This window comes from Posidoniimonas polymericola, from assembly GCF_007859935.1.
GTDB lineage: Bacteria > Planctomycetota > Planctomycetia > Pirellulales > Lacipirellulaceae > Posidoniimonas > Posidoniimonas polymericola.
In genome coordinates this window covers 940,188-962,371 of record NZ_SJPO01000001.1, presented here as the reverse complement: position 1 = coordinate 962,371, position 22,184 = coordinate 940,188, and the positions used below count along the sequence as shown (strand labels likewise).

15 protein-coding genes and 1 tRNA gene are annotated in these 22,184 nt (G+C 67.0%); 10 read left to right on the top strand and 6 right to left on the bottom strand.

The window, feature by feature from the left end; translation table 11 throughout:
* Window positions 1-41 precede the first annotated feature (41 nt).
* From Pla123a_RS03815 to Pla123a_RS03790, 6 genes are all read left to right on the top strand, one after another.
* A complete protein-coding gene (locus Pla123a_RS03815; protein WP_197527650.1) occupies window positions 42-1,058 on the top strand; it encodes a beta-ketoacyl-ACP synthase III in 1,017 nt (338 codons plus the stop codon).
* Window positions 1,059-1,217: 159 nt separating this feature from the next.
* Entirely contained in the window at window positions 1,218-3,020 is a 1,803-nt protein-coding gene (pepF, locus tag Pla123a_RS03810) for an oligoendopeptidase F (RefSeq protein WP_146584184.1), read from the top strand.
* A gap of 147 nt (window positions 3,021-3,167) precedes the next feature.
* Window positions 3,168-4,580: a hypothetical protein gene (locus Pla123a_RS03805; RefSeq protein ID WP_146584183.1), complete on the top strand. Its 1,413-nt coding sequence runs from the start codon at window positions 3,168-3,170 to the stop codon at window positions 4,578-4,580.
* The gene (locus Pla123a_RS03800; protein ID WP_146584182.1) at window positions 4,571-5,782 is read left to right on the top strand and encodes a hypothetical protein; all 1,212 of its coding nucleotides are present in this window, start codon (window positions 4,571-4,573) and stop codon (window positions 5,780-5,782) included. The genes Pla123a_RS03805 and Pla123a_RS03800 overlap by 10 nt, the downstream gene beginning before the upstream one ends.
* A gap of 119 nt (window positions 5,783-5,901) precedes the next feature.
* Window positions 5,902-7,296 carry a sulfatase gene (locus tag Pla123a_RS03795; protein WP_146584181.1) on the top strand — a complete coding sequence of 465 codons (1,395 nt, stop codon included), beginning with the start codon at window positions 5,902-5,904 and terminating at the stop codon, window positions 7,294-7,296.
* Window positions 7,297-7,326: 30 nt separating this feature from the next.
* A complete protein-coding gene (locus Pla123a_RS03790) occupies window positions 7,327-7,815 on the top strand; it encodes a TspO/MBR family protein (protein ID WP_197527649.1) in 489 nt (162 codons plus the stop codon).
* A 75-nt stretch (window positions 7,816-7,890) separates the two neighbouring features.
* Here Pla123a_RS03790 and Pla123a_RS03785 read toward each other — a convergent pair whose 3' ends face one another.
* Complete coding sequence (locus Pla123a_RS03785; protein WP_146584179.1) at window positions 7,891-8,376, bottom strand: PA2169 family four-helix-bundle protein; 486 nt, start codon at window positions 8,374-8,376, stop codon at window positions 7,891-7,893.
* 216 nt (window positions 8,377-8,592) lie between these two features.
* Complete coding sequence (locus Pla123a_RS03780; RefSeq protein WP_146584178.1) at window positions 8,593-10,104, bottom strand: glycoside hydrolase family 76 protein; 1,512 nt, start codon at window positions 10,102-10,104, stop codon at window positions 8,593-8,595.
* A 316-nt stretch (window positions 10,105-10,420) separates the two neighbouring features.
* Between Pla123a_RS03780 and Pla123a_RS03775 the strand changes: the two genes are divergently transcribed.
* Window positions 10,421-11,914 carry a sulfatase family protein gene (locus tag Pla123a_RS03775; RefSeq protein WP_231956313.1) on the top strand — a complete coding sequence of 498 codons (1,494 nt, stop codon included), beginning with the start codon at window positions 10,421-10,423 and terminating at the stop codon, window positions 11,912-11,914.
* Window positions 11,915-12,474: 560 nt separating this feature from the next.
* Entirely contained in the window at window positions 12,475-13,476 is a 1,002-nt protein-coding gene (locus tag Pla123a_RS03770; protein WP_146584177.1) for a sugar phosphate isomerase/epimerase family protein, read from the top strand.
* Between the two features lie 273 nt (window positions 13,477-13,749).
* On the opposite strand, the gene Pla123a_RS03765 is transcribed toward Pla123a_RS03770, so the two are convergent.
* On the bottom strand, window positions 13,750-13,989 hold the full coding sequence (locus Pla123a_RS03765; protein WP_146584176.1) for a hypothetical protein: 240 nt from the start codon (window positions 13,987-13,989) through the stop codon (window positions 13,750-13,752).
* Between the two features lie 83 nt (window positions 13,990-14,072).
* On the opposite strand from Pla123a_RS03765, the gene Pla123a_RS03760 reads away from it, so the two are divergent.
* Window positions 14,073-15,392, top strand: coding sequence for a hypothetical protein (locus Pla123a_RS03760; protein ID WP_146584175.1), 1,320 nt, complete (start codon window positions 14,073-14,075; stop codon window positions 15,390-15,392).
* 319 nt (window positions 15,393-15,711) lie between these two features.
* Window positions 15,712-15,785 (top strand) — tRNA-His (locus tag Pla123a_RS03755).
* 377 nt (window positions 15,786-16,162) lie between these two features.
* Here the strand turns inward: Pla123a_RS03755 and Pla123a_RS03750 are convergent.
* From Pla123a_RS03750 to Pla123a_RS03740, 3 genes are all read right to left on the bottom strand, one after another.
* Complete coding sequence (locus Pla123a_RS03750; protein WP_197527648.1) at window positions 16,163-17,524, bottom strand: GDSL-type esterase/lipase family protein; 1,362 nt, start codon at window positions 17,522-17,524, stop codon at window positions 16,163-16,165.
* Window positions 17,517-20,216 carry an FAD-dependent oxidoreductase gene (locus tag Pla123a_RS24455; RefSeq protein ID WP_197527647.1) on the bottom strand — a complete coding sequence of 900 codons (2,700 nt, stop codon included), beginning with the start codon at window positions 20,214-20,216 and terminating at the stop codon, window positions 17,517-17,519. Before Pla123a_RS24455 ends, Pla123a_RS03750 begins: the two co-directional genes overlap by 8 nt.
* A gap of 92 nt (window positions 20,217-20,308) precedes the next feature.
* A complete protein-coding gene (locus Pla123a_RS03740) occupies window positions 20,309-22,129 on the bottom strand; it encodes a hypothetical protein (RefSeq protein WP_146584173.1) in 1,821 nt (606 codons plus the stop codon).
* Window positions 22,130-22,184: the final 55 nt, after the last annotated feature.

The following is a 22,184-nucleotide window of genomic DNA, read 5'->3' as shown; positions in this document are numbered from 1 at the left end:
CGGCCGCCGGCGGCCCGCATGATACACCGCTGCCCGCCCACATGGACGACTCGTCGCATACCCACCGCCGGCCGCCGGCCTTCCGCTTGATGGGGGTCCAGGCGCTCGGCACAGGCAGCTACCTGCCGGAAAACGTCGTGACGAACGACGACCTCGCCCGGCTCGGCTGCGACGCCGAGTGGATCATCCAACGGACCGGCATCCGCGAGCGCCGCCACGCCCCGCCGGAGGTCTCGACCGGCGACCTGGCCGTCGAGGCGGCGCAGCGGGCCATGCAGTCTGCCGACGTGCGGCCTGACGAGATCGACCTGGTCGTGCTCGGCACGTTCACGCCCGACCACCTGGCCCCGCAGACCGCGACCTTCGTTCAGGACCGGCTCGGGCTGAACTGCGGCGCGATGGACGTCGCGGCCGCGTGCGCCGGCTTCATGTACGCCCTGATCACCGGCGCACAGTTTGTCGCCAGCGGCAGCTGCCAGCGGGTGCTGGTCATCGGCGCCGACGTCAACAGCCGCGTTGTGGACCCGGACGACAAGAAGACCTTCCCGCTGTTCGGCGACGGCGCCGGCGCGGTAGTGCTGGGCCCCGGGTCGCCCGAGCAGGGCCTGCTCGCCGCGACCCTCGGCGCCGACGGCTCGGGCATCGAGCTCTTGTACCGCCGCGACGGCGGGATGCGGTTCCCGCTGCGGAGCTCGGACGAGCCGCGGCTGACATGGCTGGTGATGGAGGGCCGGCCGGTGTTCAAGTGGGCCGTGCGGCTGGTCGAGGACTCGTTCAGGCAGATGCTCGAGGAGACCGGCCGCGGCCAAGACGACATCGCCTGCTGGATCATGCACCAGGCGAACGAGCGGATCCTGAACGCCGCTTCGGACTCGATGGGCATCCCCCGCGAACGGGTCCTGAAGCACCTCGACCGCTACGGCAACACCTCGGCCGCCAGCATCCCGATCGCGCTGGACGAGGCGGTCCGCGCCGGTCAGATCGACCGCGGCGACGAGCTGATGCTGTGCGGCTTCGGCGCCGGCCTGAGCTGGGGCGCGGCGTTGTGGAAGTGGTAAAGTATTCTTCCTCCCTCTCTGAGGGAGGCCAATAACAATCCCCTCCCCCCTTGGGGGAGGGCTAGGGTGGGGGCGCCCCGAGCACCAGGTTCACCCCCCACGCCGACCCTCCCCCAGAGGGGGAGGGAGTTTTTACCTTATAGAACGGAAGCCCACCCGATGGCCAAGAAGAAGACCCTCCCCACCCGCGACAAGGTGAAGGCCGCCGACACCTGGGACCTGTCGAGCCTGTTTGAGTCCGACGCCGAGTGGGACGCCGCCTTCGCCAAGTGGGAGAAAGAGGTCAAGAAGTACGCCGCCTTCCGCGGCACGCTGGGAGACGGCCCGGAGCAGCTCGCCAAGCTGCTGAAGTTCGACAGCAAGTTCGACCGCGCGGGCGAGCGGCTGGCGTACTACGCGATGCTCAAGACCACCGAAGACCAGGGCAACAGCGCCTACCAGGCGATGATCGGCCGCTACCAGAACGTGGCGACCAAGGCGGGCGAGGCCGCCAGCTACATCCGCCCGGAGATCCTCGGCCTGTCCGCCGCCAAGCTCAAGAAGTACCTCGACGCCAAGCCGCTGGCGCCGTTCAAGCTGAGCCTCGAGCGGCTGGTCCGCTACAAGCCGCACACGCTGACCGACGGCGAGGAGCGGCTGCTCGCCATGCAGGGCGAGATGTCCGGCGCCGCCGACCAGATCTTCACCCAGCTCACCGACGCCGACATGAAATTCGGCACGGTCAAGGACGCCAACGGCGACGAGGTCGAGCTCGGCCAGTCGTCCTTCTCGGTGTTCCTGCACTCCGCCAAGCGTTCGGTCCGCAAGGAGGCGTTCACCAAGTTCTACGCCGAGTTTTCCGACCACGAGAACTGCCTGGCGGCGGCCCTCAAGGGCTCCATCCAGAAGGACGTCTACTACGCCAAGGCCCGCAACTACCCGAGCGCCCGCGAGGCCTCGCTGTTCAGCGACAACGTGCCGGCCGCCGTGTACGACAGCCTGATCAAGGCGGTCCGCAGCAAGCTGCCGGCCGTCTACAAGTACCTGGACGTCCGCAAGCGGAAGATGAAGCTCAAGGCGATCCACCACTACGACACCTACGTGCCGATCCTCTCCGAGCTCGACAAGAGCCACAGCTGGGACCAGGCCGTGAAGGTGGTAATCGAGTCGCTGCGGCCCCTCGGCGAGGAGTACTGCGCAACCCTCCACTCCGGCCTGACCGGGCGGTGGTGCGACCGCTACCCGAACAAGGGCAAGCAGTCGGGCGCGTTTAGCGCCGGCAGCTTCGATGGCGACCCGTACATCATGATGAACTACCAGCCCGACGTGCTGGACCACGTGTTCACGCTCACCCACGAGGCGGGCCATTCGATGCACAGCCACTACTCGTCGAGCAACCAGCCCTACGAGTACTACAACTACACGATCTTCGTCGCCGAGGTCGCCAGCACGTTCAACGAGCAGCTGCTGAGCCGCCACCTGATGCAGAGCGCGAAGAGCGACAAGGAGAAGGCGTACCTGCTGAACCGCGAGATCGACGCCATCCGCGGAACCATCATCCGCCAGACGATGTTCGCCGAGTTCGAAAAAATCACGCACGAACTGGCCGAGGCGGGCGAGCCGCTCACGCTCGAGAAGTTCCGTGAGGTGTACCGCGGCCTGCTGGACGCCTACTTCGGGCCGGGCTTCGTGATCGACAAGGAGCTCGAGCTGGAGTGCCTGCGGATCCCGCACTTCTACCGCGCGTTCTACGTCTACAAGTACGCCACCGGGCTTTCTGCCGCGATCGCGTTGAGCCAGCGCGTGCTGGGCGGCGGCGAGGCCGAGCTCAACGACTACCTCGCCTTCCTCAAGGGGGGCTGCAGCAAGTACCCGCTCGACCTCCTGCGCGACGCCGGCGTCGACATGGAGAAGCCCGAGCCGGTGCAGACCGCGCTGTCGTACTTCGAGGGCCTGGTCGACGAGCTCGACGCGCTGCTGTAGGGGGCCACGAGCCCCGGCCGCACACTAGAACCGCGTCCGGAACGCCGTTTCTGGGCCCCCTCGGCGCCGTTCTTCTTGCCGCTGGGACGGGCCCCAACTAGGGTGGAAGGGATCCCCCTCGAGTCTCCCCTTCCAGGCGATCCCTCCATGCGCTGCCTGTTTACCCTCCTGCTGGCCGCCGTGGCGTCGGTCGCGGGCGCCCAGTCCAACTTCACGACCGTCATCGACCTGCCAGCCGACCTGGTGGAGCTGACCGCCGACATCGGCCCGGGAACGCAGGTCAACGTGCACGCAGGCGGTCAGACCGCCGCCGGCACGAGCGGCGACCGGCTGGAAGTCGGCTCGGCGATGGGCGGAGCCGCATCCGAACTCAACGTGCTCGGCGGAGCCGTCGGCGCCTTCACCAAGCTCTACGGCAATGCAACCCTCAATGCCCATAGCGGCGTTGTCGGCGACGACCTGCTCGCCGAGGCCGGCAGCCAGGTCAACCTGCACGGTGGCCAGGTCGGCGAACGCTTCACCGCGTCGGGGGCCGAGGTCCTGATCGACGGCGCCGCGGTCGGCTTCGACGCCAGCTTCAACGACGGCGCTGCGGTGACCATGCACTCCGGCAGCATCGACAGCAGCATGCAGCTGCTCGGCTCTCGGTTCGACCTGCACGGCGGCCAGATCGGCGGCGGCGCCGAGGCCCGCTCGCACAGCGAGATGAACATCTACGGCGGGACCGTGCTCGGCCGGCTCGACGTGTACCAGGAGAGCTCGATCACCATCCACGACGGCGACATTAACCAGCTGTTCGTCGTCAGCGGCAGTAAAATCGCCCTGCAAGGCGGCGTGGTCCAAGACCGCATCCAGGCGTGGGGCGGCACGGTCGACATCACCGGTGGCCACACCCAGGTAATCGACATCGTGCAGGGAGGAATCGTCAACCTGAGCGGCGGCGGCGTCGACTACCTCAACGTCTTCGGCCAGTCGACTTCGGGGGCCGCCAACACCCTGCGTCTGTTCGGCGGCGACCTGCCCGAACAGAACGTGGCGGTCCACGACAACGCGGCGATCGCCTTCTTCGGAACCGGCTTCGCCCTCGACGGCGTGGCGATCGAGGGTCTCGCCTACGGGCAGACCACGACCATCAGCCAGCGCGACGTCGCTCTGGCCGGCGAGCTCGCCGACGGCTCGGCCTTCTCCTACCAGCTGAACTCGATCTTTGACGATCAGACCGGGCTGTGGTTCAGCCCCGGAGCGGCGGTCACGGTCACGACGATCCTGGCCGGCGACTTCAATGCCGACGGCCAAGTCGACGCGGCCGACTACTCGGTATGGCGGGACAACCTCGGCGCCGCGGTCACCCTGCCGGGCGACGTCACACCGGGCAGTATCTCGGAGCTCGACTACGAGGTCTGGCGCAACAACCTCGGCGCCGTATTTGCTGGATTCGGAGTCGCCGGCGTTCACCCGACGCCCGAACCGCACCTGCTCACGCTCGCCGCCCTCGGCGCCGGCATGTTGACCATGACGCGGCGTCCGCGTGAGGACAACCTGCTGAATCGATGCTCCTGAACACCGCGATCGTCGTCGCCGCCATAGTGCTGGCGGGTTACCTGGCGTTCTCCAAGCGACTCGCGGGCTCGGCGACCTGGAAGGCGACCGTCACGCCGCTGGCGTCCATCATGGGGAGCGGCTTCCTGGTCAGCGCTCCGCTGTTGGCGGGCGTTGTCGGCAACCTGGCGATCTTATGCATGGCGGGGCTGCTGGCGCTGGCGTACGCGGTCGGCGGCGCGATCCGCTTTAACATCCGCAATTTCGAGCCGATCGAGAACGACGAGCTCGGCTTGGTGCAGGGGGTGGCGTTCCTGTCGCGGCTGGTGCTGTCGGTCGCCTACTTCATCTCGGTGACCTACTACCTGCAACTGTTGGCGGCCTTCCTGCTGAACGGCATCGGCGTCGACAACGACACCGCCGCGCACGCGATCACCACCGCGCTGCTGTTGGTCATCGGCGGCGTCGGCATGTGGCGGGGACTGAGCCTGCTGGAGGGGATCGAGAAGTACGCCGTGGCGTTCAACCTGGGGGCCATCGGGGCGCTGCTGGTCGGGCTGATCGTCTACAACGTGGGCCTGCTCACTGGGGGAAAATGGGCCCTGCCCGATGTTTCGTCCGATATCAACCTGCACGACGCGCGGGTGCTGCTAGGCCTGCTGATCGTCGTGCAGGGGTTTGAAACCTCCCGCTATCTGGGCGAGAAGCACCCCGCCGACCAGCGGATCAAGACCATGCGTTACGCCCAGCTGCTGGCGAGCGCCATCTACCTGGTGTTCATCGGCCTGGCGACCGTGCTGTTCAGGGACGACCTCGGCGCCGACGTCACGGCGATTATCAAGATGACGCAGCCGGTCGCCGCGGTGCTGCCGCTCTTGCTGTCGGTCGCGGCGATCGGCAGCCAGTTCAGCGCGGCCGTGGCCGACTACGAGGGCGCCGGCGGCCTGGTCGAGGACCTGTCCGGCCAGAAGCTGCCCGCCAAGTACGCGTACCTGCTGATCCTGGTCGCCACCATCGCCCTCACCTGGGAGACCAACGTCAACAGCATCATCGCCTACGCCTCGCGGGCGTTCGCGTTGTTCTACACGCCGCAGTGCGGCGTGGCGTGCATCGTCGCCTGGCAGAAACAGGACACGTCGCACCGCGGGCTGCGGATTGCGGGCTACGCCGCGTTGGCTTTGGTCTGCCTGGCGGTGTTCGCCCTCGGCCTGCCCGCGGAGTAGCGTCGGCCGTTGGGCCGCGTGTTTGACTCTGGCCCCCGTTTGCCCCCACAATCAGGGGCAACGGCACTGCTGGCCGCCCCCTGCTCTCCCCTCCATTCCTGCTCAGGCGAGAACCATCCATGCCGCGTCTCTTGTGCTGCTTGCCACTGCTGCTGGGGTCGCTCCTGGCGCCCGCCGCCCACGGCGTATCGATCCGGTGCCCCAACATCGTGCTGATCATGGCCGACGACCTCGGCTACACCGACCTGGGGTGCTTCGGCAGCCGCTATTACGAGACCCCCAACATCGACCGCCTGGCGGGCGAGGGGATGCGGCTCACCAACCACCACATGTGCCAGAACTGCGCCCCAACCCGCGCGGCGCTGATGAGCGGCCAGTACGGCCCGCGGACCGGCGTCTACACGGTGGGCGGCATCCGCAGGTTCGACTGGAGCATGCGGCCGCTCCGCCCGGTCGACAACGTGACCCGGTTGCCGCTCGACCTCGAGACGATCGCCGACCGGCTCAAGGCGGCCGGTTACGCCACCGGCATGTTCGGCAAGTGGCACCTCGGCGCCGGCGAGCAGCACCACCCGGCGAGCCGCGGCTTCGACGAGGCGATCGTCAGCGCCGGCCGGCACTTAGACTTCAAAACCGCGCCCCAGGTCGACCACCCCGAGGGCGAGTACCTGGCCGACTTCCTGACCGACAAGGCGGTCGACTTCATCGAGCGTCACCAGCAGCAAGACTTCTTCCTCTACCTGCCGCACTTCGGCGTCCACAGCCCGTACCAGGCGAAGCAGGACCTGATCAGCAAGTTCCAAGAGAAGCCGCCGGTCGACGGTCACAACAACCCGACCTACGCGGCGATGATCGCCTCGGTCGACGAGAGCGTCGGCCGCGTGATGCAGACGCTCGACCGGCTCGGCCTGGCCGGCGACACGCTCGTGATCTTCGTCAGCGACAACGGCGGCGTCGGCGGCTACGTCCGCGAGGGGATCAAGCCGCGGGGCGACATCACCGACAACGCTCCACTGCGGAGCGGCAAGGGGAGCCTGTACGAAGGGGGCACGCGGGTCCCGATGGTGGTCCGCTGGCCCGGAGTCACGGCGCCAGGGACGAGCTGCAACACGCCGACCATCCACGTCGACTTCTACCCGACGCTGCTCGAGGTCGGGATGGCGTTGGCGCCCGACCAGCCGCTCGACGGCGAGAGCCTTGCCCCGCTGCTGCGCGACCCAGCCGCCAGACTGGAACGCGACGCCGTTTTCCAGCACTTCCCGGGCTACCTCGGCGCCGGCAAGAACCGCTGGCGGACCACGCCGGTCAGCCTTATCCAGCAGGGCGACTGGAAGCTGATGGAGTTCCTCGAAGACGGCCGGCTCGAGCTCTACAATCTGGTCGACGACATCGGCGAAACCAACAACCTGGCGTCCGCCAAGCCCGACAAAGCGGCGGAGTTGCTTGGGCGGCTGAAGCAGTGGCGGGAGGAGATCGGTGCGCCGATGCCGACCAGGCAAACCCCGCAGAGTTAACCGAACCGCGCGCCGCTCTCAGCAATGTCCATGCTCACCAAACCGACTCAGGCCTTCGGACTCGCTGGCTGGCTTGCCCTCTGCTTCGCGGTCGCCGCCATCGGCGCGGCGGCGTCGACACAGGCGCGGTCCTTCTACAGCGAGATCACCCAGCCCACCTGGGCGCCGCCCGGCTGGGTGTTCGGGCCGGTGTGGACCGTACTGTACGCCACGATGGGCGTCGCGGCCTGGTTGGTGTGGCGGCGGGGAGGGTTCGCCGCCCACCGCGGTCCGCTGCTGCTGTTCTTGACGCAGCTATCAGCCAACGCGGTTTGGAGCTGGTTGTTCTTCGCCTGGCGGCACGGGCTGTGGTCGGTCTTGGATATCGTGCTGCTGTGGGTCTTGATTGCGGCGACCATGGCGGCGTTCTGGCGGGTGCAGAAGGCGGCCGCGCTGCTCCTGGCCCCCTACTTGCTGTGGGTCACGTTCGCGGCTGCGCTGAACCTCGCCATCTGGCGGATGAACCCCGGAGCGCTCTAGCACGCCTTGAATCCGTAAGCGCAGAAAAAAGCCGACGCCCCCGTAGGGACGCCGGCTGTCGCGGGGTAGCCGCTTCTAGCTGCTGCGTTTCAGGTCACGCAGGTCGCGGACCCGGTCGTGAGTCTTCTTCACACTCCCGTACTGCTCGGTAATCACGGAGTAGACCGGCGTGCCGCTGAGGCCCTTCAGGGCGTCCTCATAGGCGTCTTTTATCTGGTCCTCACCCTTCTCGGCTTCCTCGAGCGCGGTAAGCACCGAGTCCGAGCTGAACGCGTCGCGGACCTTGATCCAGCTGCGGTGCGCCGCTGCCGCATAGCTGCCGCGTTCCTCCTCAGCGCCCTCGCTAAACTCGACATGCGTGGCAAGCGTCTCGGCCTGCTCGCGCCGCGTCTTCGCGATCTCCGAAAACGCCTCCTTCACGCCGTGGTCCTTGACCAGCTCGGCGCACTCTTCGAAGCCCTTCGCCGAATCGATATTCAAGCGGCGGAGCTCGCGGAGCTTCTCTACCGTCTCATCAGTTAGGTCAGCAGTAGTGCTGTTCGTATTCGTAATCGTAGCCATGGTGACTTCCTTTCGGTTCTCTTTAATTGAATCCAGCCTGCCGGCGTTGCCGCCGATCGCAGGCGTCGTTGTGGTAGAGTAGGGATGCAACGTCCATGCCAACGCCGCAAACCGGCGAATTGGGCGGTGGAGTTGGAGGGATCCTCACCACATCGCGCGAGAAGCTGCCGCCCTGAGGAGCGAGTCACCGCTTCGGAACCCCGAATGCAGTAGCGGCTAGCGTTCGGAATGCACGCTCGCGCGACGGCGTGTGTGCGCTGCAAGCAACGTCAGAGTGCAAAGCAGGCTCAGCCCACCGGGAGACGGCACGGCGCCCGCGGCGAACGGCCCGTCCGGCAGCGTGAACCGGACGGCGCCGAAATTGGCCCGCCAGGTCTGGTACTGCGCCGAACCAATGACGCCGCCGTCCGCATCGTTGGGCAGCGTGCCGGCCGGCGAGCCGACGCTCGCCCGCCACACCGTGTAGTCGGCCGCGTCTACGACGCCGTCGTCGTTGTAGTCGCCGTCGGGCGCGGGCGCCTCGGCCAGGCCGGTCGACAGGTACGCCCGCACGACCGACGCCTGGTCGATGAGCAGCCAGTCGTCGAGCTCGGGCCAAGAGTCGTCGTTGACGGTGTGCCAGTCGCGGCCGTAGTGGCCGTTGTTGTCCTCGAGGTCGTTCTTGATGAACTCCACCGCGTCCGCCGCGTAGCCGAGCCAGCGGGTGGAACCGCTGTGCTGGTACAGGTCGACCCACGCGTCGACCAGCTCGAAGGCCCAGTAGGCGCCGCCCCAGACGCTGCCGGTCGAAGAGTTGGTGAACTGCCGGGCCGCGGCCAGGCCGACGCGCTGCGCCTCGGCCAGGTAAGCGGCGTCGCCGGTGATGTCGTACAGCTCGAGGTTGGTCAGCACGCCCATGCCGGCGCCGTTGGTCAGCGGCACGTTGCCGATGTCGCCGATGTTCGTGTCGCGGTACTCCTGGTAGTACAGCTTGTCCGACCGCTGCACGTGGCTGTTAGACCACTCGAGCAGGCGGACAGCGTCGTCCAGGTACTGCTGCTCGCCGGTGGCCTGGTAGATCATGGCGGCCCCACGGGCCTCCTGCAGCGTGGAGATGGTGTTCTTGTTGCCCAGCGAGCCCTCGCGGAAGTAGATGCCGCCGTCCTGGTAGCTGTCCTCACCCTCCAGGACAAACTCGTGGGTGGCGATCGCCCGCTCCAACAACCGCGAGTCGCCGGTCAGCTCGAAGCCCTCCATCAACGCGACCGTCATGTGGGCGTTGTCGTCGTAGTAGCGTTCGGTGGAGCCGGGCGCGACGACGTAGCCGTTCTCGCCGTCGGCGCTGTCGACCCAGTACCGCTGGTGGAGTTCCTGCGAGAAGCCGAGCAGCAGCCGCCGGTTGGGGCTGGTGGGGTCGAGGGCGTAGCGGCTGTTGAGCGCGCGGAACTGGACCGAGGCGGCCCAGATAAACGCGTTGCCGTTGATGCCGCCGAACTGGTCGCCATCGAGGTTGGTCCCCTCGGCGTAGATCGACGTGCCGGGCCGGCGGAACTCACCGATCGACTGCGTGCCGACCGCCAGGCCCCAGTCGCGGTAGCTGGCCAGGTCCTGCGAGTCGAGCGCGAGGGCGTCGCCCGCCAGGGTGAGCGCCAGCACGCACGCCGCCAGGGTGATCGCGCAGCTTTTACCTGCCCCGCTCGGCAACCGGTTGCCCGATGCGTCCTGCCCCGCCTCGTCTGTGGTAGCCAATGATAAATGCCTGCTCTAAGTTCCAAGTTCCTAGACTCCAGTGTGATTGAGCGCGGCGTCCGAGGAAAGCCACTGGCGGCCAGGGCTCAAGAATCCGGCGACTTTTCACGTGAATAAGGCCAGCGAGCGGACCTCTAGAGAAAGGAACGCCTGCCGGCCGCTGGCCATGCCGCCACATGCGAACAATGATCGGCGACCAATCGTGAGTCGGGTTGCCCGATGACGCTACCCGCATGCGTCGCGCCGGCACCCGATCCTCGCTACGCCTGCTCCCGACAAGCTCGCGATCTACTCCAGCAAACAAACGAGGTGACGCGTGTGTCAGGTCCTCTGCTTAATCGCGCTGCTCGTGCTGTCGGCCGGCCTGAAAGTGTCGGCCGCCGAGCGCCCCAACATCATCCTCCTGATGGGCGACGACCACGGCTGGGATGAGACCCACTACAACGGGCACCCCCACCTCCAGACGCCCGCGCTCGACGCGATGGCCGCCCACGGCCTGCGGCTCGACCACTTCTACTCGGCGCACCCGTCGTGCTCGCCGACCCGCGGCAGCGTGCTCACCGGCCGGCACCCGAACCGCTACGGTGTGTTCGCCCCCGGCTGGTCGATCCGCTCTCAAGAGGTCACGATCGCCCACCTGCTCATCCGCGCGGGCTACGACTGCGCCCACTTCGGCAAGTGGCACCTCGGCCCGGTCAAGGCGTCGTCGCCTACCAACCCCGGGAAGATGGGATTCGATCACTGGCTGTCGCACGACAATTTCTTCGAGCTAAACCCCGAGCTGTCGCGTGACGGCGGACCGCCCGAACCGTACCGGGGCGACGGCTCCGAGGTGCTCATCGACGAGGCGATCTCCTACCTGTCTGCGGAGGGACGTACGTCGCGGCCGTTCTGCCTGGTGATCTGGTACGGCTCGCCCCACGAACCGTACAGCGGGCTGCCCGCGGACCTCGCCCTCTACGACGACGTGCCCGCCCAGTACAACGACCGCACCGTCCGGGTCACCTCCAACGAGACCGGCGAGCAGGTCAAGCGGCCGATCGGCGACGTGCTCCGCGAGCGCTACGCCGAGATCACCGCCATGGACCGCTCGATCGGCCGCCTGCGTGGGTGGCTCAAAGAGAACGACCTCCGCGACAACACGCTAGTGTGGTACTGCGGCGACAACGGCAGCTGGCAGGACGGCATCGTCACTGCATCGCTCCGCGGCTACAAGGGAACCGTCTACCAGGGCGGCGTGCTCGTGCCGGGCGTCATCGAGTGGCCCGCCCGCGTCACGCAGCCGGCCGTGTGCGAAGCGAACGCCGTCACCAGCGACGTCCTGCCGACCCTGTGCGACCTGCTCGACCTGCCGCTGCCCGACCGCCCGCTCGACGGCCAGAGCATCGCCGCGGCGTTCGACGGCGAGATGACCGGCCGCGACAACCCAATCTGCTTCTGGAACTTCAGCACCGGCGGCGGCAAGCTCAGCGGCCTCGAGCCCTACTACACCGCCGAGGTACAGGCCGGCACGACCCCACTGGTGAAGAAGCTCGGCGGGCGCTTCACCCGCAACTTCCGCAGCCTCCGCATCCCGCAGACCGACAAGCGGTTCTTCGAGGGCGCCCGCGCCATCCTCGACCAGCCCTACAAGCTCGTGGTGCACGGCGGCCTGGGCGGGGCCGACGTGCAGCTCTTCAACCTCGACAACGACCCGGCCGAGCAGCACAATCTGGCAGACGAGCAGCCCAACCGCGCCGCCGAGCTGAAGCAGCGGCTCCTCGATTGGCAAACGTCGGTGCTGGCGAGCCTGACCGAGGCCGACTACTAGCCGCCGCTGAGGCCGCTGCGGACTCGGCTTGGTTTGTCCTTTATGGGTGGAAAAGCGCCACCCAGCGCGGTCCAATGGAGGGCTGCTAACAATACCACCGCAAGGCACGAGGAGATGCTGCGCGCTGGCTCACTCGTTCAGGCAGGGCGGCGATAGCGAATGCTCCCCGGCGAACGGGATTGGACTTTTGTCCCGCCCGCGAGCAAGAGCGGACAAAAGTCGAACGTTAAAAACGGCGGCCCCAAACGGCCACGCTGCTATAGCAGGGTGAAACGAAACGGGCCGCCGCCGCGGGGCCCGACTTTTGTCCCTATAAATCGTTGTCGGTATAAGGGACAAAAGTCGCCGGCTGCGTGGCGTCGTCCCACCCCTGACGGGGCGGGCTGCCTTGAGGTACACGCCGCATGCACATGCAGCCCGCCCCGCCAGGGGTGGGACCGAACCTGTGCAGCAGATCATTCAACAGTTCGAGCCGCTGGCGACACCGCCGGCCGATCCGTTATTATTTTGGGGTCGTTACTCTTCTTAGCCATCGAGTCCCGGAACCCGAGCCACCAGACATGCCCCGTCCCGTTACGCTGTTCACCGGCCAGTGGGCCGACCTGCCGATCGAAGACATGTGCCGCAAGGCGGCCGACTTTGGCTACCAGGGCCTCGAGCTGGCCTGCTGGGGCGACCACTTCGAGGTCCGCCGCGCGATGGAGGACCCCAACTACGTCAACGACGTCCGCGACCGTCTCGACCGCTACGACCTCGAGTGCCACGCGATCAGCAACCACCTGGTCGGCCAGGCGATCTGCGACCCGATCGACGAGCGGCACCAGACTATCCTGCCGCCGCATGTCTGGGGAGAAGGCGACCCTGAGAAGGTCCGCGAGCGGGCCATCGAGGAGATGAAGAACACCGCCCGGGCGGCGCAGAAGTTCGGCGTGTCGGTGGTGAACGGCTTCACCGGCTCCGGCATCTGGCACCTGTTGTACTCGTTCCCGCCGGTTCCCGAGTCGATGCTCGAGGCCGGCTTCCAGCAGTTCGCCGACCTCTGGAACCCGATCCTCGACGTGTTCGACGAGTGCGGCGTGCGGTTCGCCCTCGAGGTGCACCCGACCGAGATCGCGTTCGATATCTACACCGCCAAGCGGGCCCTCGAGGCGATCGGCCACCGCGAGGCGTTCGGCTTCAACTTCGACCCGAGCCACCTGCTGTGGCAGGGGGTCGACCCGGTGGAGTTCATCCGCGCGTTCCCCGACCGCATCTACCACTGCCACATCAAGGACGCCATCGTCACGCTCGACGGCCGCACCGGCATCCTGGCGAGCCACCTCAACTTCGGCGACCCCCGCCGCGGCTGGGACTTCCGCTCGCCCGGCCACGGCGCGGTGAACTTCGAGGAGATCATCCGGGCGCTGAACGTCATCGGCTACGACAGCCCGCTGAGCGTCGAATGGGAAGACTCCGGCATGGACCGCGACCACGGCGCTGCGGAGTCGGCCGAGTTCGTCAAGAAGATCGACTTCGCCCCGAGCAACGTCGCGTTCGACGCCGCGATGGCCGATCAGGGGTAGTTGAGGTAGAGGTTGCTGCTACGGATACGCGGTTCCAACGGGGTGCCGGGGGCGCTCCGCGACAGCGGAAGCCCCCGACTGCCAGCATGCCGGGGGCAGTACATCGTCGGGGGATTCCCTACCGGGAGCGCCCCCGGGCACCCACGAAGAATTGATGGACTACCCAGTTTGATTCCAAAGTCGAACGCCAGAATGAGCCCCGGGGACTTCTGTTTCGTCCCCCGCGACGACAGCCGCTTCGCAGTGTTCGTATGGCTGCAACCGCAAGGCAAGTCACGGAGCTACTTCTATGGCGCTCTTGGCAATTTTATCCTCGACGATCAGCGAATCGAGCTGCTCCCAAACGAGGTCACAATCGGTGACCACGCCCTTCTTCACATCAAGGTGTTCCGAGAGAACGAGACTCCAATTGCTGGCAATCTCAAAGACCGGATACCTGAGGCCGATCTCGAGAGAGTTGCAAGCGCCGCCGGAAAACGCGGTGTAGGCACTCACCACCTTGTTTGGGGACATAGGACCGTTCTCAAGCTTGCTAGTGCTATACAAGACTGAGATAAGGGTGAGGTGGCGTTTTCAGCGTGAGCTATAATGGAGGAATGACCCGACTTTGGCTCACCCTCCTGACCCTCGCCACGGCCCTGCCCTGGGCCTTGGCGCCGTGTGCGACCGCCGAACCAGTGGCGGTGGTGGCGGACGTGTATTCAGGAGATGACGAATCCAAGGTGACCGACCAAGCCCGTGGCGAGGAGCTGGTCGCACGAGCGACCGAGCTCGCCCGGATGCGCCAGCCGACCGCGGCGCTGCAGCTGGCGACCCAGGCCCTCACCGTCGACCCCGACAACGAGGTCGCGCGGCGGGTGCTTGGTTACGAGCAAAAAGATGATCAACCTAACGGCCAGTGGCTGACGCCGTACCAAGCGAAGCAGGTCGGCCGCGGGTACGTGTGGCACGCCAAGTACGGCTGGATCAAGCAAGACGATGTCGACCGCTACGAGGCCGACGAGCGCCGCCACGGCCGCCGCTTGCTGACCGCCGAGGAGGACGCCGCGCGGCACGCCACCATCGACGACGGTTGGCAGGTCCGCACCGACCACTTCCTGGTGACTACGAACCACTCGCTCGAGGCCGGCGCCATGATCGCGGCCGAGCTGGAGAAGTTGTTCCAGGTGTGGCGGCAGTTGTTCGCCGGCTACTACCTGGGCGACGCCGAGGTGCAGGCCCGGTTCGACGGCACGCGGTCCGCGCGGCAGCGGTCGCGGCCCTACAACGTGATCTACCACCGCAGCAAGCAGGAGTACGTCGCGGCCCTGCGGCACAAGCAGCCCCAGATCGACAAGACGCTCGGCATCTACTTCGACGACCTCCGCGAAGCGCACTTCTTCGCGGGCGAAACGATCGACCGGGCGACCCTGTACCACGAGGGGGTGCACCAGCTGTTTAAGGAGTCGGTCCGCTCACGGCGGGAGGTGGGCATGCAGCACGGCTTCTGGCTGGTCGAGGGGATTGCTTGCTACTTCGAGTCGCTGACGCCGCCGGCGGACGAAGAGGCCGAGTGGACCATCGGCGGCCCGAACGGCGGGCGGCTGCCGGCGGCCCGGCACCGGCTGATCGTGGACAAGTTTTACGTGCCGTTGGCAGAGCTGGCGGCGCTCGGCAAGCTCGACCTGCAGCGGCGGCCCGACCTGGCGGCGCTGTACAGCCAATCGGCCGGGCTGGCGGCCTACCTGATGGAGGGCGAGAAGGGGGCCATGCGTGAGCCGCTGGTCGGTCACCTGCGGGCCCTGTACGAGGGGGACGCGACCCCCGACGACCTGTTCGAGCGGCTCGAACGCACGCCGGGCGAGCTCGACGCGGGCTACCGCCGCTGGCTGGCGACCGGGTTGGAGCCGGCAGCCAGCTTGCCGCAGCAGCCCTAAATCGTGTAGCTTAGGACCCTTGTTGCCCGCCCCACGATCGGGGCGGGGCGAACCCTTGCGGCGCCCGCGGGTCCTGAAACCGCCGCCCGACCAAGAGAGAAAGCCAAGCCATGCTGCTCGCCCACTTGACGAACTTTGACCTGCCCTCGCTGTGCGCCGCGTTTGCCGCCGGCCTGACGATCGGCGCCGCCGCAATGGCCGCCATCCAGGCACTGCGTCAGCGGTAGCCAGCGGGCACGAACGCCCGGGTTTCCCCTAGTCGAAGCCCAGGCGGATTGACCGATAAGAGCCCAGTGCGATACGATTCTGGGTTCCCGCGGTGGCTGTAGCTCAGTTGGTTAGAGCGTCGGATTGTGATTCCGAAGGTCGGGGGTTCGAGACCCCTCAGCCACCCTCCCATAGTCGCTTGGCAGGAAACGACTTACGTCGATCTCTGCGGCCCGCCTCTTGGGCCTGAAGAGTCGTCTGCCGCAATTCTGCCGCACCGTGGCGTACGCATGGTGTTCATATTGGTGGCCCCGCCGCCACCGCTCGTTATCGGGTGAGGTTCTACTTCGAAGGCCGGGACTCCAAGCGTCCTCTCGACGCTAAGCGTACCAGAGTAGCTCAGGCCGCCATCGGCCAGGTCGAGGGAAAACTGGGGGAATTGGAACTCGGTCTGACCCGAGTCCACAAGAAGCGGTGTCCGCGGCTAAGGTCGTCCGCGTTCCGACGGTTCGCTCGTTCGTAGTTCGAGCAGGCTTCCCAGCCGCTCCTGCGGAGACTTGTGGCTACGGCCGGATCGCTCTCGTATTCGTACTCCGAGATAGCAGCAGTAGCGAGGCAGTGGCGCCCGCCAGACCAGCGGTTGGCTCCGGGACGGGCAACGCGTAGTCGAGGGCGGTCTTCGCGACTGCCGCAGCGTGGTCACGCCAAATGGAGTAATCGGCGGCGTCGACCCGGCCATCGCCGTTGCCGTCGGCGTTGACGCCGCCGGACGGCGGCCCTGGGCTGCCATAGGCGTCTCGCCAGGTCTGATAGTCGGCGAAGTCCACGATGCCGTCACGGTTGTAGTCGCCGGCGACGGTCGCTAGCTCCCCGAGGTCCTGCAGGTAGACCACGCTTCCGCTGTGCAGCGCGCCGTTGGGCGTCTGGTACCGCAGGGTCAGGTCGAGGCTCTTTGCCGGGTCCCACACCTGTCCTAGGGGCCGGACGGCGTTGGCGGCAACGACTTCGCTTGTGGTGCGGGACAGCTCCGAGAGGTTCTCTGGCGTCGGGTTCGCCTTCTCCCAGGTGTCGGGGGCGGTGGACGACAGGCCGTCCCAATCGGGAAGCAGCGTCCCACTAGCAGAGGAGATGGTGTAGCCAATCAGCTCCACCGAGTCGGCCGACTGGTTGTGCAGCACTGATCTGCCAGTCCCTAGCTCTACCAGCAGGCACGGGCCCATCTCGGCCCCGAGCGCGTAAAGCAGTGCGGGAGTCGCGTACCGCTGGTACCCCAGCGCATCCGGGTGCGTGCCGTCGGCCACGCGTGACTGGAACTCTTTCGGATCGTTCTGCTGCAACGTGCTCCAGACCATGTGGTTGTCGATCAACGTCAGTCCGCGTTCGGCGCCAACGTCGCGGTACATCTGGTAGTAGTCCGGCAGATCGGGCCGCTTCGTGCCCGAGAGGTTGCCGTTGGGCGCGTCCCACGCCGGGTTCGTCGTCTGCAGGAACACTTCGGCGGCGGGGTTTTGGGATTGGATCGAATCGATCATCGACTCAAGATTGGTGCGGGCATGGGCGACGCTGATCCCTTGGTCGATATTGCCGTCTTCGTAGGCGGTGAACGCGTCGTTCATCGCGAACTCGATAAACACCGCGTCGGGGCTGTGGCTCAGCACGCGGGAGCTGAGGTTGGCCACCCCGGAGTTCGAGGCCTTGCCACTCAGCCCTGAGTTCACCCAGGTCAGCTCGCCCGGGTAGGCGGCACTGAGTCGCGACGAGAGCTGCGGGCTCCAGGCGCCGCCGGCGGTGAGGCTGGTCCCGTAGGTCACCACCGTTTGAGGATCGCCGTCCCGCAACCGCTCGACGAATTGAGCCGGCTGTGCGGCTTGCACGCCGGCCCCGAAGAGCACGAGCAGCGTTAGGCTTCGGCAGGATTCAATCAATGTCGCTCCCTTTCGCGCCGCTTGCATTTCCTGAGGAGTGCCCCCGGGCGAGTCGGCTCGGCATCGCCAAAGCGGCGCCAATCGCCAAACTCAACCCCAGTCCCGCGGGCTCGGGGACGATCCCGGCGATCGCCGCGGGGTCGCCGCCCGCGTTGAGGTACGCCGTGCGCCATAGGAAGTAGTCCCGGGAGTTGACCACGCCGTCGCGGTTGGCGTCGCCTTCGGCCAGGGCGGCGCCCGCGACCAGGTAGTTCGATCGGATCACCGACAGGTCGTCGATGTCGATCAGCCCATCGCCGTTGACGTCGGCGGTCTGGACCGCGCCGGTAACTGCGAAGAACGCGTCGGCCGCGTTGCTGATCCGCAGCGCGTCGAGGTAGCCTCCCGCGGCAGAAAACGCCGGGCCGGCCGGGTTGTAGCTGAGCAGCCCCAAGCCGCCGAGCACCGTCGGCAGCGACTGGTCGGCGACGAGAAGGTCCGGGACGCCCAGGTGACTGACCGACATGGGGTCGGCCCAGACACGCAGCGTTTGCTCCTCCGCGCCGAGCGACAGCCGACCAACGATCAGGTGCGTCTGCCCGGTGGGCAGGCCCGACGCGCTGGCTGAGGCGACGCCTTGCTGCTCAAAAGAGAGTGTCTCGCCGTCGAGGACCAGCAGCGATTCGATCGGTCCGTCCTCTGGGTCGCCGTTTCCGCTCGGGTTGAACGACAGACCAACCACGGCCGATGGGTCGGGGTTCTCCACCAGCATGGAGAACCAGATATCACCCTGCATGGCGAGCTCGAAGTCGCGTGTGTTCTGACGCGGCTCGTTGTAGTTGCCCTGCAGCTTGCCCGGCGCCCGGCCCGCGGCTTGGTCGATCAGGTAGCCTCCGCCGGAGTAGTCTAGGCTGCCGGGCACGATCTGCTCGGTGCCGGTGCCGTCCCAAACGCCTGTCCAGCCGTCGCCGTCGGTGCGGTTGCGGAGGTTGATTGGGAGGCCGGCCGCGTCGTTGAAATCGATGCCGACATTCGACGCCACCGGGTCGGGGAGCAGTGGCGCTAGCACAGCGCCGGCGGCAAGCAGGCTCTGGCGGAGCAAGCCGTAGTCCACATCCTGCACGCTAGTGGCGCCGTTGAGCGCCAGCACGGCGGCCGCGCCGGCGGCCTGGCCGGTCGACATGAACACCGGCTCCATGCGGATCGAGCCGTAGGCGATGTGGCTCGCGCTAAGCGCCACCGGCACCAGCAGGTTCTCGACCTCACCCGCCTGCGGAGTGATTGACCGGTAGCTGATGCCGTACGGGCCGCGGGCCGGTGCGGACTGCACATCGCCCTCGTTCTGCACATCGCCCGCGGCCGTCACGTACCGTTGGGTGTGGTGCGAGTCCATCGCGTAGCCGCCCATGGCAATCGAGTCGCCGAACAGGTACCCGGGCTCTTGATTGACGTGGTTCTGATCGACCACCACCTCGCCAAGCATGCGACGCGCCTCACGCACGTAGATCTGCTCCGGCCAGTTCTCGTTCTCGGTGAACTCGTCGAGCGGCAGCCCCCATTGGCCCCAGGCGTCGCGGATTGCCTGGGGCACGCGCGGATCGTTCTGCACGGTCCATACCAGCCCGAGCTGGTAATCGCGGTGCGCCTGGATCATCGCGTCGCGTGAGGCGTAGTCACCCTCGGCGTAGTTCCAGCCGGTGTCCAGATCGTAATTGCCGCCGATAAAGTCGGTTGAGAAGCCGGTGTCGTTGTTGGAGTCGGTCTTCAGATTGGGCATCGGGCTGGTCTTCCAGAACCGGCTGGTCTGGCCGGCTTCAACCGCCCGCAGCAGCAGCTCGTAGTCGGCTGCGTCGTAGCTGTCGGGCTTGGCGATCGGGGCCCGGTTGGCCGGGTCGTTGGTCATCGCCATGCGGAAGTTGTAGGACTGCAGCCGCTGATCGCCCTGGCCGTTGGCGCCCCCCGCGTCGGGGTTGACGCCGGGCAGCCGCCCGCTGGCGGGATTGCCGGGCTGCACGTAGGGGTCGATCCCGCGTGGCAACTGGTTCTTGTTGAGCCCCGCTTGGATGCCGTTGAGGGACTCGTCGTACTGGGAGTTGGCCTCGCGGCCAATCGTGTACGAGACGCCCGACGCGGCCATCAGGTCGCCCTCGTAGGTGGCGTCTATGAACGCGCCGCCGGAGATGGTGTCGCCGCCGAGGGTGCTGATGGAAGTGATGCGGCTGCCGTTCATGCCGACGCCCGACTCGCGGTTGAGCCGCCCGCTGAACATCGTGATGTTGTTCTCGCTGACAAAGTCGTTGAAGATCTGCTCGGCGACCTTCGGCTCGAACGTGAACATCATCTGGCGCCCGGCGTCGGGGTCGAGGGACGACCGCCCGATGTACTGCTGCCGGGTCTCGGATACCCAGGCGCCGGGCTCGAGGTAGTGGTCGTACACGCGGCCGTAGAACTCTTTGCTCAGGCCACCGATCGAGTCGCGGCTGCCGATGTCGGTCCACCCGAGTCCGTTGGAGCTGAGCCCGCCCAGCCGGGCGTCTGGCGACACAATGGCGACCGACTTGCCCTCCCGGGCGACCTCGACGGCCGCCATCACCGCGGCGGATGTGCCGCCATACACAACGACATCGTAGTCGTGCTGCGCCCGCGCCCAGGACGCGCCTAGCACGCCGCACAACAGCAGGGCGGCGAGCCGCCTTACTAGCATTCGCAGCATCTTGTTCCTCTTCACTTGGTTCCGATCGCAATCCGCCTCAGCGATTCGCGGTGGGCTCGGCTCTGCCCCGGCCGAGACCACCGGGAAATAACCTACCGCCGCCCAGCCACGCCGGACCGCGCTGCCCCTACTGCCAGGCCGCCGAGCATAATCAGCAGCCACGCGGCCGGCTCCGGCGTCTGAGCCGCCGAGGCCACGCCCGACGAGGACGCGAAGGTGCGGCCGTAGTTGGCCTTCCAGAAATCGTAGTCGGCGGCCCCGATCGGTCCCGTCAGTCCGGCTCCGCGGGTGTTAGGGGCGAAGGCCGAGCCGTCGCCGCCGTCGTTCTCGCGCCACAGGGCGTAGTCGGCCGCGTTCACGGCGCCGTCGCCGTTGTAGTCGCCGGGCAGGGCCGAGACCGTGATCGCGTCGCCGTAGTAGACCGTGCCCCGTGTGAGCAGCCCGGTGATTGGGTTCTGGTACACAAAGGTCAGGTCCTGCTCGCCGGTGACCGCGTCCCACGCGGCGCCCAGGTCGAACATCGCCAGTGGCGCCATCGTGGCGGCGGTGCCGTCGGTCAGCTCCGAGAGGTTCTCGGTTGTCGAGTTGGCGTCGTACCAATCGGGGCCGGCCCCCCCTTCGATGCCGGCGAACGTCGGCAGCAACGATCCCGACGCCGAGGAGATCGTGTAGCTGATGAAGTCCAGCGACTCGCCCGACTGGTTCTGGATCGTGGCGTTGCCGGTCACCGGGTCGACCGCCAGCACGAGGTCGTTGTAGCGTCCCACGGTGCGGATGGCGGCGGTCTGCACGGCGCCCGTATCGGGGTCGAGGTACTCGAAGGTAACGCCGCCGGTGTCGAGCCGCTGCGTGCCGAACGGCGCGGCGGTGTTGACGTTAAACGGTGTGCCGAAGTCGTGGCTGTCGCCCGATGCGAACACCAGGCTCACCGAGGTGTCGTTGAGCTCCGACAACGCGGTCGTCGACGGGTTGGCCTCGGCCCACCCGGGCTTGCCGGCGTCGTCGGCCAGCGAGTTCCACCTCCCGTCGGAGCTGTCGAGGTTGCCGGCCGTTGAGGAGAGTGTGTAGTCGATGATCTCGATATCGGTCGAGTGTCCCTCCCAGTTCTTTATCACGGCGCCCCCCGTGTAGCGGTCGACCTCCAGGACCAGCCGCTGGCCGACGGCAAGGTCGACCTGGTTGCCGCTCGTCGAGATGTCGATCGTCTGCCCTGGGTTGCCGAGCAGTTCTGGCTCGACCGTGATCTGATCGAACCCGCCCGTCACCGCGGACCCGCTGATCAGCGTCCAGGAGTCGCCCGCAGAAAGCTGGAAGCCACTGCCGGCGAGCTCCTCGACAATCAGGCGTCCGTCCAGGGCGATGCCGTTGGTCGCGACCACGTGGTTAGCGAAGCCGCTGGCGGTGCCCAGGCGGGCGACGAGCACTCCGCCGTTGCCTTGGGTGTACTTGCGGAGGTTAACGGCGCCCATGTCGTCTTCCAGCCCCAGGTTGCCTGTCCCCCCGGCGCCGACCACCAGCTCGCCGTTGCCGACCGAGCCGTTGGGCTGCAGGCTGATCGAGCCGCCGTCGCGGAAGATGAGCGTGCCGGTGGAGCCGGCGTCCTGGCCCAGCAGGATGTCGGTCGGCGCGGTGGATATGGTGTGATCGATCACCGCCCGCCCCGCCCCACCCTGGAGCGAGATCGACGCGTACTCGTCAAACTCACCGCTGGGCTGAAGGTTGCCGAACCCGACGTCGGCCCAGTTCGATCCTTCGCCGGCGCCAGAGTCGCCCTGGTCCCAGGCCTCTTCCACTCCGGGGTCGCCGATCCAGTCGATACGAGATCCGAGGGGGTTCTGGGCGGTTGCGGCGTGCGCGGTGAGCAGCGCGGCTGCCGCGGCAACGCACACTGTCTTGAGTAGGCTTGGTGACATGAAACTGCTCGCAGGTGTTGTTCGCTCAGATTGGTTGTGTTCGAGACGCTTAAGT